The sequence below is a fragment of the Inquilinus sp. 2KB_23 genome (assembly GCF_052115705.1).
GTDB lineage: Bacteria > Pseudomonadota > Alphaproteobacteria > DSM-16000 > Inquilinaceae > Inquilinus > Inquilinus ginsengisoli_A.
Genome location: NZ_JBFRHF010000041.1, coordinates 25,514 through 37,697 on the forward strand (window position 1 = coordinate 25,514; position 12,184 = coordinate 37,697).

At 72.8% G+C, this 12,184-nt stretch carries 13 protein-coding genes; 5 read left to right on the forward strand and 8 right to left on the reverse strand.

Annotation, left to right across the window (positions count from 1 at the left end):
• Positions 1-7: 7 nt before the first annotated feature.
• Positions 8-1,732, reverse strand: a complete 1,725-nt coding sequence (gene ggt, locus AB4112_RS33990) for a gamma-glutamyltransferase (RefSeq protein ID WP_441726616.1) — start codon at positions 1,730-1,732, stop codon at positions 8-10.
• A 123-nt stretch (positions 1,733-1,855) separates the two neighbouring features.
• The gene (locus AB4112_RS33995) at positions 1,856-2,599 is read right to left on the reverse strand and encodes an SDR family NAD(P)-dependent oxidoreductase (RefSeq protein WP_441726619.1); all 744 of its coding nucleotides are present in this window, start codon (positions 2,597-2,599) and stop codon (positions 1,856-1,858) included.
• Positions 2,600-2,701: 102 nt separating this feature from the next.
• Here AB4112_RS33995 and AB4112_RS34000 point away from each other — a divergent pair, with 102 nt between their 5' ends.
• Positions 2,702-3,598 (forward strand): methyltransferase domain-containing protein, encoded by an 897-nt coding sequence (locus tag AB4112_RS34000; RefSeq protein ID WP_309798473.1) that lies wholly within the window; start codon positions 2,702-2,704, stop codon positions 3,596-3,598.
• Positions 3,599-3,850: 252 nt separating this feature from the next.
• Here the strand turns inward: AB4112_RS34000 and rimI are convergent, their stop codons facing one another.
• Both rimI and tsaB read right to left on the reverse strand, forming a co-directional pair.
• The gene (gene rimI / locus AB4112_RS34005; RefSeq protein ID WP_441726622.1) at positions 3,851-4,321 is read right to left on the reverse strand and encodes a ribosomal protein S18-alanine N-acetyltransferase; all 471 of its coding nucleotides are present in this window, start codon (positions 4,319-4,321) and stop codon (positions 3,851-3,853) included.
• Positions 4,318-5,001: a tRNA (adenosine(37)-N6)-threonylcarbamoyltransferase complex dimerization subunit type 1 TsaB gene (tsaB, locus tag AB4112_RS34010; protein WP_309798469.1), complete on the reverse strand. Its 684-nt coding sequence runs from the start codon at positions 4,999-5,001 to the stop codon at positions 4,318-4,320. Before tsaB ends, rimI begins: the two co-directional genes overlap by 4 nt.
• A 69-nt stretch (positions 5,002-5,070) precedes the next feature.
• On the opposite strand from tsaB, the gene ddpX reads away from it, so the two are divergent.
• On the forward strand, positions 5,071-5,622 hold the full coding sequence (gene ddpX / locus AB4112_RS34015) for a D-alanyl-D-alanine dipeptidase (RefSeq protein WP_309798468.1): 552 nt from the start codon (positions 5,071-5,073) through the stop codon (positions 5,620-5,622).
• A gap of 4 nt (positions 5,623-5,626) precedes the next feature.
• Here the strand turns inward: ddpX and AB4112_RS34020 are convergent, their stop codons facing one another.
• From AB4112_RS34020 to mutY, 4 genes are all read right to left on the reverse strand, one after another.
• Complete coding sequence (locus AB4112_RS34020) at positions 5,627-6,226, reverse strand: malonic semialdehyde reductase (protein WP_309798466.1); 600 nt, start codon at positions 6,224-6,226, stop codon at positions 5,627-5,629.
• Positions 6,227-6,248: 22 nt separating this feature from the next.
• On the reverse strand, positions 6,249-7,082 hold the full coding sequence (locus AB4112_RS34025) for a glucosaminidase domain-containing protein (protein ID WP_309798464.1): 834 nt from the start codon (positions 7,080-7,082) through the stop codon (positions 6,249-6,251).
• 239 nt (positions 7,083-7,321) lie between these two features.
• A complete protein-coding gene (locus AB4112_RS34030; RefSeq protein ID WP_309798462.1) occupies positions 7,322-7,879 on the reverse strand; it encodes a NifU family protein in 558 nt (185 codons plus the stop codon).
• 213 nt (positions 7,880-8,092) lie between these two features.
• The gene (gene mutY / locus AB4112_RS34035; RefSeq protein WP_309798461.1) at positions 8,093-9,172 is read right to left on the reverse strand and encodes an A/G-specific adenine glycosylase; all 1,080 of its coding nucleotides are present in this window, start codon (positions 9,170-9,172) and stop codon (positions 8,093-8,095) included.
• 96 nt (positions 9,173-9,268) lie between these two features.
• Between mutY and AB4112_RS34040 the strand changes: the two genes are divergently transcribed.
• The 3 genes from AB4112_RS34040 to AB4112_RS34050 form a co-directional block, all read left to right on the forward strand.
• Positions 9,269-9,733, forward strand: coding sequence for a DUF721 domain-containing protein (locus AB4112_RS34040; RefSeq protein ID WP_309798459.1), 465 nt, complete (start codon positions 9,269-9,271; stop codon positions 9,731-9,733).
• 25 nt (positions 9,734-9,758) lie between these two features.
• The gene (locus AB4112_RS34045; protein WP_309798458.1) at positions 9,759-10,385 is read left to right on the forward strand and encodes a DsbA family protein; all 627 of its coding nucleotides are present in this window, start codon (positions 9,759-9,761) and stop codon (positions 10,383-10,385) included.
• A 19-nt stretch (positions 10,386-10,404) separates the two neighbouring features.
• A partial coding sequence (locus tag AB4112_RS34050) for an AAA family ATPase (RefSeq protein WP_441726630.1) occupies positions 10,405-12,184 on the forward strand: 1,780 nt, incomplete at its 3' end.

Sequence of the window (12,184 nt, forward strand, 5' to 3'; positions counted from 1 at the left end):
CCGCGGCTCACTTGCCCAGCGCGACGCCCTCGCGCCGCGGGTCGGCGCCGCCGACCAGGCCTGACTTGGTGATCTCGATGCCCTGCAGCCCGCTGCTCTGCTCCGTCACCGTCACGTCATGGCCGCGGGCGGCGAGCGCGTCCTTCAGCCCCGCCACCGGCGTCCCGGCCTCGAGCTCGGTGCGGCCGTTGAGGTTGACGACGTGGCCGAGGTCGATCGCCTGCTGCATGTCCAGCCCCCAGTCGAGCACGCCGACGATCGCCTCGGCGACATAGGGGATGATGCGGGCGCCGCCGGGCGACCCGATCACCAGCACCGGCTGGCCCTCGGCGTCGAGCACGATGGTCGGCGCCATCGAGCTGCGCGGCCGCTTCCCCGGCTCCACCCGGTTCGCCACCGGGCGGCCATTGGCCTCGGGCAGGAAGGAGAAGTCGGTGAGCTCGTTGTTGAGGAGGAAGCCGCGCACCATCAGATGCGAGCCGAAGTTGCCCTCGATCGTGGTGGTCAGCGACACCGCGCTGCCGTCGGCGTCGACGATCGAGACCTGGCTGGTGTCCGGCGGCTCGGCCGAGGTGTCGGAGGTCCATTCCTGCGCCTTGCGCCAGGGCGGGTTGCCCGGCGCCACCGGCACCGGCGCCGCGCGGTCGAGCGAGATCGCCTGCGCCCGGGCCGTCAGGTACCCGTCGTCGATCAGCCCCGGCACCGGGACCGAGACGAAGTCGGCATCGGCGACATAGCGGTCGCGGTCGGCATAGGCCAGCTTCCCGGCCTCGGCGAACAGGTGCCAGGCGTCCGCCGTGTCCGGCCCGATCGCCTTCATGTCGAAATGCTCGAGCAGGCCGAGGATCTGGCCCACGGCGATGCCGCCGGAGCTGGGCGGCCCCATGCCGCAGACCCGCCACAGGCGGTAGGCGGTGCAGAGCGGCTGGCGCTCGACCACGCGATACGCCGCCAGATCCTCCGCCGCCAGCCGGCCGGGATTGCCCGCGGCGCCTTGCACGGCGGCGACGATGTCGGCACCGATCGGCCCCTGGTAGAAGGCCTTGCCCCCGTCGCTCAGGATCAGCCGCAGGGTCTCGGCGAAGGCCGGGTTCTTCACCACCTGCCCGGCCTGCAGCGGCTGGCCGCCGGGGAAGAAGTAGTCGCGCGCCGTCGGGTCGGCCTTCAGCCGCTCCACCGTGTCGCCGGCCAGCAGCCCGGCCAGGCGCGGCGAGACCGCGAAGCCGCCCTCGGCGAGGTCGATCGCCGGCTGGAACAGCCGTTCCAGCGGCAGCTTGCCCCAGCGGTGATGCGCCTCGAGCAGCAGCTTCAGGGTCCCCGGCGTGCCGACCGACCGGCCGCCGACCACGGCGCCGTAGAAGGGCAGCGGCTGGCCGTCCGGCCCGAGGAACATGCGGCCGTCCGCCGCGCGCGGCGCGGTCTCGCGGCCGTCGAGCGTCTTCAGGTCGCCGGTCACCCCGTCGAAATGCAGCAGCAGCGCGCCGCCGCCGATGCCGCTCGACTGCGGCTCGACCAGGTTCAGCACCAGCTGCACCGCGACCATGGCGTCGACCGCGGTGCCGTCCTCGGCCAGCACGTCATAGCCGGCCTGGGCGGCCAGCGGGTGGGCGGTGGTGACCAGGAACTGTTTGGCGACGACGGCGGATGTGTCCGCCCATCCCGACGCGGCGGGCAGCACGCCGGCCCCGAGGACGCCGCACAGCAAAAGGGCCCTCGAGCCGGTCCAGCGCATGCTCTCTCCCCGATCCTCGCCGCGCCCGAGTATTCCACGGCCGGGCACGGCTGCCCAAGACATAGGCACGCGAAAACGCGGCCTCATGGCTCTCATGTGCTTTTCACATCCCGGATGCCGGCCTCACATCAGGTTCAGGCCGCCATCCAGCATCACGATCTCGCCGGTGACGTAGTCGGAGCGGACCAGCGAGAAGACCAGGTCGGCGACATCCTCCGGCCGGGCCGCGCGGCGCATCGGCGACCCCTCGGCCCACAGGCGCTGCGCCTCGACCCAGCTCGCGGTCATCGGCGTGTCGACCAGGCCGGGGGCGACGGCGTTGACCCGGATCGCCGGCGCCAGGGACTTCGCCAGCAGCCGGGTCATGTGGTGCAGCGCCGCCTTCGACGCGGCATAGGGGATCGAGGCGCCCTTCGGCCGGGTCCCGGCATGGGACCCGATATTGACCACCGCCGCCGGCCGGCCGCGCGCCGCTGCCTCGCGCAGCGCCCCCTCGGCCTCGGCCACCAGCAGCCAGGGGGCGATGACGTTGACCTGGTGCAGCCGGCGCCAGATTTCGGCGGTCGCGCCCTTCAGGTCGGCATGCGGCACCGTGGCGGTGATGCCGGCGCTGTTGACCAGCACGTCGAGCCGGCCGTGCCGCGCCAGCACGGCCCGGACCAGCGCGGCCGGGCCGTCATCCGTCGCCAGGTCGGCCGCGGTGTAGCTGGCGCCGAGCTCCGCCGCCAGCGCCTCGCCGGCCGCGGCGGAGGCGCGGGAATGCAGCGCCACCATATGGCCTTCCGCGGCCAGGCGCCGGGCCACCGCCGCGCCGATCCCCGAGGTCGACCCTGTCACCAGCGCCACCGGCCTGTCGCTTCCGCCCATCGCCCGTCTCCCTGCAGCCCCCCAATCGGTACAGATCCGGGCTGCGCCCGTCGAGCGCCGCGCGGCTCGCGGCCCGCAGCGGCTGCCCCTATAGTGCGCGCCATGACGACTTCCGACGGCATGATGGTGTTCGACCGGGCGCTGGTGCGCCGGCGGCGCGACCGGGCGGCGCCGGGCTTGGCCGAGCATGGCTTCCTGTTCGACCATGTGGCGGCGATGCTGGCCGACCGGCTGCTCGACGTCAGCCGCCGCTTCCCGGCGGCGCTCGACCTCGGCTGCCATGACGGCGCCGTGGCCCGCGCTTTGGCCGGCACCGACCGCGTCGGCACGCTGGTCCAGGCCGACCTGTCGCCGGCCCTGGCCGGCCGGGCCGCCGCCAACGGACGGCCGACCCTGGCCTGCGACGAAGAGCTGCTGCCCTTCGGCGAGGGCTCGCTGGACCTCGTGCTGTCCAACCTGTCGCTGCACTGGGTCAACGACCTGCCCGGGGCGCTGCTGCAGATCCGCCAGTCGCTGCGCCCGGACGGGCTGTTCCTGGCGGCGATGCTGGGCGCCGGCACCCTGGCCGAGCTGCGCGTCGCCCTGACCGAGGCGGAGACCGAACTGCTGGGCGGCGCCAGCCCGCGCCTCTCCCCCTTCGCCGACCTGCGCGACGCCGCCGGGCTGCTGCAGCGCGCCGGCTTCGCCCTGCCGGTGGCCGATGCCGAGACGGTGACGGTGACCTATGAGAACGCCTTCCGCCTGTTCGCCGACCTGCGCGGCATGGGCGAGACCAATGCCGGGCTGAACCGCAACCCGGCGCCGCCGCCGCGCGGCTTCTGGCCCACCGTGGCCGCCCGCTACGCCGAGCGTTTCGCCGAGCCCGACGGGCGCATCCCGGCCAGCTTCGAGGTGCTGTTCCTGGCCGGCTGGTCGCCGCATGACAGCCAGCAGAAGCCCCTGCCCCGCGGCAGCGCCACCCGGTCCCTGGCCGAGGTGCTGCGGCCGACCCGGCAGTAGCCCTTTACGTCGCCTCGACTCGCGGCGCGGCTCAAAATAAGTCCCCCCTCCCCTTGCGGGAGGGGGGTAGGGGGAGGGGGTTTCCGCCGCCCGAGCCGGCTTGGGCACTGGCAATCCTGCTCAGCCTAATCTTTTGAGGCCTTCGCGCGGACGCGCGCAGACCCCTCCCCCTACCCCCCTCCCGCAAGGGGAGGGGGGACAAAAGAAGAGCCGCCTCCGATTATTTTGAAGAGGTCCTGCAAGCGGGAGAGGCTACGCGCCGTTGCCCGGCGCCAGCTCCCGCCGCATGACCAGCGCATCCACCGCGGCGTCACCGACCTTGTAGTAGCCCTTGCGCCGCCCGGCCTCCTGGAAGCCGGCGCGGCGGTACAGGGCCAGCGCCGCCGCATTGTCGACCGCGACCTCGAGGAACAGCGCCGCCGCCCCGGCCGCGGCGCAGCGGGCGACCAGCGCGTCGAGCAGCAGCCGGCCGCCGCCCCGGCGGCGTTGCGCCGGCAGCAGGGAGATCGACAGGATCTCGGCCTCGTCCGCCGCCACCCGGCCCAGCGCGAAGCCGACCGGCTCATCGGCCACATCGAGCGCGATCAGGGCGAAGACGCCGGGGCTGGACAGCAGCCGGGCCAGCTCCTGCGCCACCCAGGCCTCGCCGAAGCCGGCCTCGTACAGGGCCGACAGCACCCCGGCCTCGGCCGCACCGGCCGGGACGACCCGCAGTGCGGTCACGGTTTCGACACGCGGTCCGCCAGGGGCACCGCGTCGGGCGGGCGGACATAGAGCGGCGGCGGCGGGCCTTCGCGCGCCTCGTCGGCCCGCGCCTCGGCCAGCCGGGCCACGGTGGCGGGATCGATCGCCGGCGGCCCGGCGCGCCGCACCCCCGCCCGCCCGGCCACCGCCGGCAGCAGCAGGTCGGCGCCGTCGCCGGCCACGGTCAGGGGCCCGGGCGGGATCAGCGCCGCCAGATCGGCGGCGGGCAGGCACAAAGGCCCTGCTAGCGCCCCTAGCAGCGGCCGGCCGGCGGCATCGAACATCCGGGCGAAGGGTTCGGTGCGGCGGCCGTTCAGGGCCACCAGGATGGTGCCGTCGGCGACCGGATCGAGATCGGCCAGCACGGCATCGAAGCTGGGGATGCCGACGATCCGCCGGCCGGCGCCGAGTGCCAATCCGCCGACCGTGGCCAGCCCGACCCGCAGCCCGGTGAAGGAGCCGGGGCCGGTGGTGACGCCGAACAGGTCGATCTCCGCCACCGCCACCCCGGCTTCGGCCAGCACCTCCAGCACCAGTGGCACCAGGCGCACGGCATGGCCCTGGGCCATCGCTTCGGTGCGGGCGGCCACCACCCGGCCGTCGCGCCGCACCGCCACGCCGCAGCCGGCGCCGGCCGCGTCGAGGCCGAGCACGATCACGCGCCGCCTCCCGCGCATCCGCCCGGCGTGCTAGCCCTTCTGCCGCCCGCCGCCCTTGCTGGACCCATCATGCTGCTCACGGAAATTCGTCCTGAAGCCTACGACGTCGAGATCGATCTGCGCTATGCCACGCCGGACAACCTGACCGGGCGCATCATCTACCGCCGGGCGGCCTGCTATCTCCACCCCGAAGCGGCGGCGGCGCTGCGAAAGACCGCGGCGGCGGCCCGGGCGATCGGGCTGCGCCTGCGGATCCTCGACGCCTTCCGGCCGATCGAGGCGCAGTGGCGGTTCTGGGAGGCACTGCCCGACCCGCGCTATGTCGCCGATCCGCGCGGCGGGTCGAACCACAATGCCGGTGTGGCGGTCGACCTGACGTTGCAGGATCCGGACGGGCGGGTGCTGGACATGGGCACGGGCTTCGACGAGATCGACGAGCGGTCGCATCACGCCAGCCCCGACATCCCGGCCGAGGCCCAGCGCAACCGGGTGCTGCTGGCCGGGCTGATGGCGGTCACCGGCTGGGAAAGCTATGCCTTCGAATGGTGGCACTACCAGTTGCCGGGCGCCGCCGCCTATCCCCGGCTGTCGGACAGTGCGCTGAACCCGGGGATGCTATAGTCGCTCATACGATCCGGCAGACGTCCTCGAACTCCAGCCGCGGGCGGCGGGGGAATTCCTTGCTGCGGTCGACATAGCCGATGTCGACCAGCAGGCTGGAGCGCCAGCGGGTGCCGGACAGGAAGGCGGCGTCGACCTTGGCGCGGTCGAATTCGCCGACCAGCCAGCAGCCGAGCCCGACGCCGCGCGCCGCCATGATCAGGTAGGCCGCCTGCATCGCCGCGCCGCGCTGCGCCGTATCCTGCGCCATCTCGGGCTGGGCGGCGAAGCGCGCCGCAGCCTGCGGCTGGTCCGGCAGCAGCCGCGGCAGCTGTTCGTGGAACGCGGAATCGTAAGCCACGATCGCCGTCACCGGTGCTTGCAGCGTCGCCCCGACCACGTCGGAATCCAGGGCCGGACCCAGCGCTGACCGCAGCGCCGCCCGCCCCGGCTCGGAGGTGACGAAGACGATCCGGGCCGGGCTGGAATTGACGGCGGTCGGGCCCTGCTTCAGCAGGTTGTAGACCGCCCGCAGCGTCGCCTCCGGGATCGCCTCGTCGAGAAAGGCACACCTGGCGCGGGCTTCGCGGAACAGCGTGTTGAGAGCGGTGTTGTCGAGCGCCATGCCGGCCCTGCTGCAGAAAATTTCAGCTGGCGGCAGGTAAGCCGATCGCGCGGTCCGCGGCAAGCCGGGCGGAATCGAGCTCGACCAGGTCGTTTCCGCGGATCATGGCCCGAACATCCCGGATATAGGCCGTGCCGCGGCTGGAATAGCGCGTGAGGGTCGACGCCAGATCATAGCCGTCAAGCTTCTGCCGCGCGGCTCGCTGCGCTGCACGCTGCGCCCGGAAGGCGGCATAGGCCGGATGGGTGTTGAGATTGCGGGCGTAGGAGGCGACTCCGTCGATCAGCCGTTCGAAGGCGGCGTAGCGCACCGCGGACCCCGTGGTCTGGCCGAACAGGGCGTTGCGACGCTGGGCGCTGTACGAGGTGCCCCAGCCGGATTCGACCGCCGCCTGGGCCAGCGCCAGCGAGGGCGGCACCACATCGACCCGCAGCAGCAGCGCGTCGATGTCGCCGTCGGCGACGCCGTAGCGCTCGCTCAGCGCGCTGAGCCAGGCCGCCGCCTCGCCCCGCGGCTCCAGGCCGAGGCGTTGCAGCCTCTGCAGCGCCAGCAGCCGGTCGCGGTCGTGCCGGATGTCCTCGTTCACCCGCAGCACCAGCGGCAGCAGCGCGTTGAAGAACACGTCCTTGCGCAGATCGAGGGAACCGAGCCGGCGCAAATCGTCGGGCATCGCCTCGACCAGCAGGCGCGGAACCTCGGCCTCACCGTCGCGCACATCGGCGAGGGTGTAGTCGACGCTGTCGAAGATGTCGCTGAGCTTGCCCGCGCTGTCGACCCTGAGGACGACGTCGGAGGTCTTGTCGATCGGCGGCACGGCCGAGGCCGGTGCAGCCAGAAGCGGCGGCAGATCTGCCACTTGTTGATCGACGATCGCGGGGGGTGGGGGTGCCGGTGGCTCGGCGGCTGCCACGGCAAGGGGCACGATCAGCAAAAGGCCGGCCAAGGCGGCGGCCGGTCGGAACAAACGAACCTGCATGGACCTCGTTCACGGTTGCGCCCGGATCAGCGACCCCGGGCGCCCCGCCTATCGGCACGACCGGGTTCGCGGACGCTCCTATGTCTCAGGAGCGCCGCCGGGGGGAGCGCAGCCCGCCGTCAGGCGACGGCGCGCACCTCCGTCACTTCGGGGATGTAGTGCTTGAGCATGTTCTCGATGCCCGCCTTCAGCGTCATGGTCGAGCTGGGGCAGCCGGAGCAGGAGCCCTGCATGTGCAGGTAGACCACCCCTTCCTCGTAGCCTTGGAACACGATGTCGCCGCCGTCCTGAGCCACGGCGGGCCGGACGCGGGTGTCGATCAGCTCCCGGATCTGGGCGACGATCTCGGATTCCTCGCCCGTGGCGGCATCGGAGCCTTCCGCCGCCGTCTCGGCCACCAGAACCGGGCGGCCGGCGGTGAAATGCTCCATGACCGCGCCGAGGACCGACGGCTTCAGCACGTACCAGTCGACCGGGTCGGCCTTGGTCACCGTCACGAAGTCGGTGCCGAGGAAGACGCCGGTGACGCCGTCGATCTCGAACAGGCGCTGCGCCAAGGGCGACCGCGCCGCCGTTTCCACCGACGGGAAGTTGGCGGTGCCCGCATCCATCACCGCGCGGCCCGGCAGGAACTTCAGGCTGGCCGGGTTGGGTGTCTGCTCGGTCTGGATGAACATGGACACGGTTTCCTTACGATCGCGCGCAGCCTCATGGCCAGCGCGCCGGCAGGGTGAAGAACAAAGGCCCGGAGATCAAGACGAAACGGGGCGCCACAGAGTCGCACGCCAATCGCCGCTGACCGGCCCGGGCCGATACTTGCGCAACCGCACCGTCCTGACGAGGTCGGATCAGGGCCGGTGACTAAGGCTGATTTGAGGCGCCGGACCCCGTCATTCAAGATGCCGCAGGGCATGGCGGGCGATCTTCCACATCGCGGTCGGCAGCCCGGCCTCGCCCAGCTGGTCGGGCGCCATCCAGATCCCGTCCAGGGAACCGCGGCTCCGGCCCGCCGCCACCGTCAGCTCGAAGTCGAAATGGGTGAAGCCGTGGCGCACCAGTCCCGGCAGGATCCGCCAATCTGCCGCCCCCGGCGCCTCGCCGCGCACCGCCGCCAGATCCGGCATCGGCTGCTCCAGCCAGGCGGAGGACGGGAACTCCATCATCCCGCCCAGCATGCCCTTCGGCGGCCGGCGGCGCAGCAGCACTCGGCCCTGGTCGTCGGTCAGCCAGAAGGCGACGGCGCGGCGGGTCGGCTTCGCCGCCTTGGCCAGCTTGGCCGGCAGCGTCTCGGCGATGCCGCGGCGGCGGGCCCGGCACGCCTCGGTCCACGGGCACAGGATGCATTTCGGGCTGCGCGGGGTGCAGATGGTGGCTCCCAGGTCCATGACCGCCTGGGCGTAGTCGCCCGGCCGGCGCCGCGGGGTCAGGGCGGCGGCATGCGCCTTGAGGGTCGGCTTGGCGGTGGGCAGCGGCGTCTCGACCGCGAAGATCCGCGCCATCACCCGTTCGACATTGCCGTCCATGACGGCGGCCGGCCGGTCGAAGGCGATCGCCGCGATCGCCGCCGCGGTGTAGTCGCCCACCCCAGGCAGCTGCCGCAATTCCGCCTCGTCCGACGGGAACACTCCGCCATGGCGTTCCACCACCAGACCGGCGCAGCGATGCATGTTCCGAGCCCGCGCGTAGTAGCCCAGGCCCGCCCAGGCGCGCAGCACATCGTCGAGATGCGCGGCGGCGAGGTCGGCCACGGTCGGCCAGCGCCCGGTGAAGTCGAGGAAATAGTCCTTCACCGCCGCCACGGTGGTCTGCTGCAGCATGATCTCGCTGAGCCAGACCCGGTACGGGTCCGCCTTCTGCCCCGGCAGCGCGCGCCAGGGCAGGACGCGGCGATGCCGGTCGTACCAGGCCAGCAGCGAAGGGGCCAGATCGGGCCCCGGATGGGATGGGGTGGACGTGGCTGTGTCAGGCATGGCTTGCGTTGCCGCTCCGGTGCCCATGGCGTAACACTAGGGGCACGAGTCCCGCAATTCGATCCGGTCGCAGCACCCCGCCCCGAAGGCCTGTTGATGAGCTATCCGAGATCCATGGCCGCCCTGGTTCCCGCCCTGGCCCGCAAGGCGCTGGGCGGCGGACGCAGCGCCATCGGCAGCCTGTTCGCGGACTGGCCCGCGGTGGTGGGCGACCATTGGGCCGACCGCGCGGTGCCGGAGAAGCTGACCTTTCCCGCCGGGCGGCGCGACGGCGGCACGCTGGCGCTGCGGGTCGACCCCGCCGACGCCCTGCTGCTGCAGCACGACCAGGACCGGCTGATCGAGCGGATCAACGGCCATTTCGGCTACGCCGCCATCGTGCGGATGAAGCTGGTCCAGGCGCCGCTGGCGCGCCGGCCCGCGACACCGCGCCGCCGTGCCCTGACCCCGGCGGAAGAGGCAATGCTGGCGCAGTCGCTCGATGCGGTCGACGACCTGGAGTGGAAATCCCGACTTGCGGCGTTCGGCCGGGCGCTTTATGCCCGAACGCCGCCGCGATAAGGCCTGAATGCATGGAGACCATCGGATGCTGAAGACCCTGTTCGCCGGCCTGGCCCTCGCCGCGGCGACGTTCATGACCGGTTCGGCCTCGGCCCAGGCCTGGGACCCGAAGATCACCGACACCGACTATGTGCTCGGCAAGGCCGACGCGCCGGTGACGATGCTGGAATTCGCCTCCTTCACCTGCCCGCATTGCGCCGCCTTCGCCAATGACGTGCTGCCGCAGATCGAGAAGACCTACATCGACAGCGGCAAGGTGAAGCTGGTGTTCCGCCAGTTCCCGCTGAACGGGCTGGACCTGCGCGCCGGCATGATGGCGCGCTGCGCCCCGCGCGAGCAGTACTTCAACATCGCCAAGGTGCTGTTCCAGACCCAGACCAGCTGGGCCACGGCCAAGGACCCGATCGCGGCCCTGGCCCAGATCGGCGGCATGGCCGGCCTGCCCAAGGACAAGTTCGACGCCTGCCTGGCCGACAACAGCGTCGCCGACGCCATCGTCAAGCTGGGCCAGGACGCCACCACGGCCTACCAGGTCAACGCCACCCCGACCTTCGTCGTCGAGGGCGAGAAGATCGAGGGCGAGGCCAGCTTCGACACCTTCAAGGCGCTCTTCGACAAGAAGCTCGCCGAGAAGGGCGTCGCGACCAACTGACGGTCTGGGACCCGCCGCCGTGCATTTCGCCCGGCTCCGCCTGTCGGGCTTCAAATCCTTCGTCGACCCGACGGACGTGACGATCGAACCCGGCCTGACCGGGGTGGTCGGGCCGAACGGCTGCGGCAAGTCCAACCTGGTCGAGGCGCTGCGCTGGGCGATGGGTGAGAACTCCGCCCGGCGCATGCGCGGCCAGGAGATGGACGATGTGATCTTCGGCGGCACCACCGGCCGGGCGGCGCGCAACCTGGCCGAGGTGACCATCACCCTCGACAATGCCGACCGCGGCGCGCCGGGCTGGGACCACGCCGACAGCATCGAGATCACCCGGCGGATCGAGCGCGGCACCGGGTCGGACTACCGCATCAACGGCAAGCTGGTGCGCGCCCGCGACGTCCAGCTGCTGTTCCAGGACAACGCCTCCGGCCCGGCCTCGCCCGCCCTGGTCAGCCAGGGCCGGATCGCGGCCATGATCTCCGCCCGCCCGGCCGAGCGGCGGCAGGTGCTGGAGGAGGCGGCCGGGATCACCGGCCTGCACAGCCGGCGCCATGAGGCCGAGCTGCGGCTGCGGTCGGCCGATGAGAACCTGCTGCGGCTGGACGACGTGCTGGTGCAGCTGGACGCCCAGCTCGGCGGCCTGCGCAAGCAGGCGCGGCAGGCCGTGCGCTACCGCACCATCTCCGAACAGATCCGCCAGATCGAGGCGGTGCTGCTGCACCTGCAGTGGACCGAGGCGGTGACGGTGCTGGCCGCCGCCCGCCAGGCCTATGACGCCAATGAGCGGATCGTCGGCGAGCGCATGATCGCGGCGACCCGCGGCACCACCGAGCAGGCCGAGGCCGCCGCCGCCCTGCCGCCGCTGCGCAAGACCGACGCCGATTCGGCCGCGACGCTGCAGCGCCTGCTGGTTTCACGTGAAACACTCGAGGCCGAGGCCGGCCGGCTGAGCCAGGCGATCCTCGACACCAACCGGCGGCTGGAGCAGGTCAAGGGCGACCTGGTGCGCGAGCGGTCACTGGCCACCGACGCCGCCCAGGCCCTGGCCCGGCTGGCCGAGGAGCGCGAGCGGATCGACCGCCAGAGCGCCGGCGAGGCCGATGCCGAGGCTGAGGCGCGCGCGGCGATCGACACCCAGCGCGAGGTGGTCGACGCGCTCGACGGCCAGCTGACCGCGCTGACCGAGGCCGCGGCCGGCGACGAGGCGCGGCGGCAGAGCCTGCTGAAGCGCCAGCGTGAGCTGGAGGGCCGGCTGCTGGACCTCGCCCGCCGGGACGAGGATGCCCGGCGCCAGATCGCCCTGGTCGAGGCCGAGCTGGCCGGCGCCGACGGCGCCGAGGCCGCCGCCGCGGTGCTGGCCGAGGCCGAGGAGCGGCTGGAGGCGACGCAGGAGGCGGTCGACATCGCGGAGGACCGCAAGCAGGCGGCCGATGCCGCGCTGGCCGCGGCGCGCGACGCCTCGCAGGCGGCCGAGGGCGCAGCCACCCGGCTGAAGGCGGAGGCCGACGGCCTGCGCGCGGCCCTGGGCAACAGCAAGCCCGGCGATGCCCGGGCCCCGATCCTGGACCTGCTGCGGGTCGATCCCGGCTGGGAGGCCGCGCTGGGCGCGGCGCTGGGCGACGAAGCGTCGGTTCCGGCCGACCGCAGCGCGCCGCTGCATTGGGCCGAGCTGCCGGGATACGACTCGGCCGCACCGCTGCCGGCCGGCGCCGAAGCGCTGGCCGGCCATGTCACCGCCCCGGCGGCGCTGGCCCGGCGGCTGAGCCATGTCGGCGTGGTCGCCGATGCCGCCGCCGCCGAGG

Excerpts from the sequence above, each read along its gene's own strand:
- ggt (WP_441726616.1), bottom strand. The coding sequence starts at position 1,732 with ATGCGCTGGACCGGCTCGAGGGCCCTTTTGCTGTGCGGCGTCCTCGGG.
- AB4112_RS33995 (WP_441726619.1), bottom strand. The coding sequence starts at position 2,599 with ATGGGCGGAAGCGACAGGCCGGTGGCGCTGGTGACAGGGTCGACCTCG.
- AB4112_RS34000 (WP_309798473.1), top strand. The coding sequence starts at position 2,702 with ATGACGACTTCCGACGGCATGATGGTGTTCGACCGGGCGCTGGTGCGC.
- ddpX (WP_309798468.1), top strand. The coding sequence starts at position 5,071 with ATGCTGCTCACGGAAATTCGTCCTGAAGCCTACGACGTCGAGATCGAT.
- AB4112_RS34020 (WP_309798466.1), bottom strand. The coding sequence starts at position 6,226 with ATGGCGCTCGACAACACCGCTCTCAACACGCTGTTCCGCGAAGCCCGC.
- AB4112_RS34030 (WP_309798462.1), bottom strand. The coding sequence starts at position 7,879 with ATGTTCATCCAGACCGAGCAGACACCCAACCCGGCCAGCCTGAAGTTC.
- mutY (WP_309798461.1), bottom strand. The coding sequence starts at position 9,172 with ATGCCTGACACAGCCACGTCCACCCCATCCCATCCGGGGCCCGATCTG.
- AB4112_RS34040 (WP_309798459.1), top strand. The coding sequence starts at position 9,269 with ATGAGCTATCCGAGATCCATGGCCGCCCTGGTTCCCGCCCTGGCCCGC.
- AB4112_RS34045 (WP_309798458.1), top strand. The coding sequence starts at position 9,759 with ATGCTGAAGACCCTGTTCGCCGGCCTGGCCCTCGCCGCGGCGACGTTC.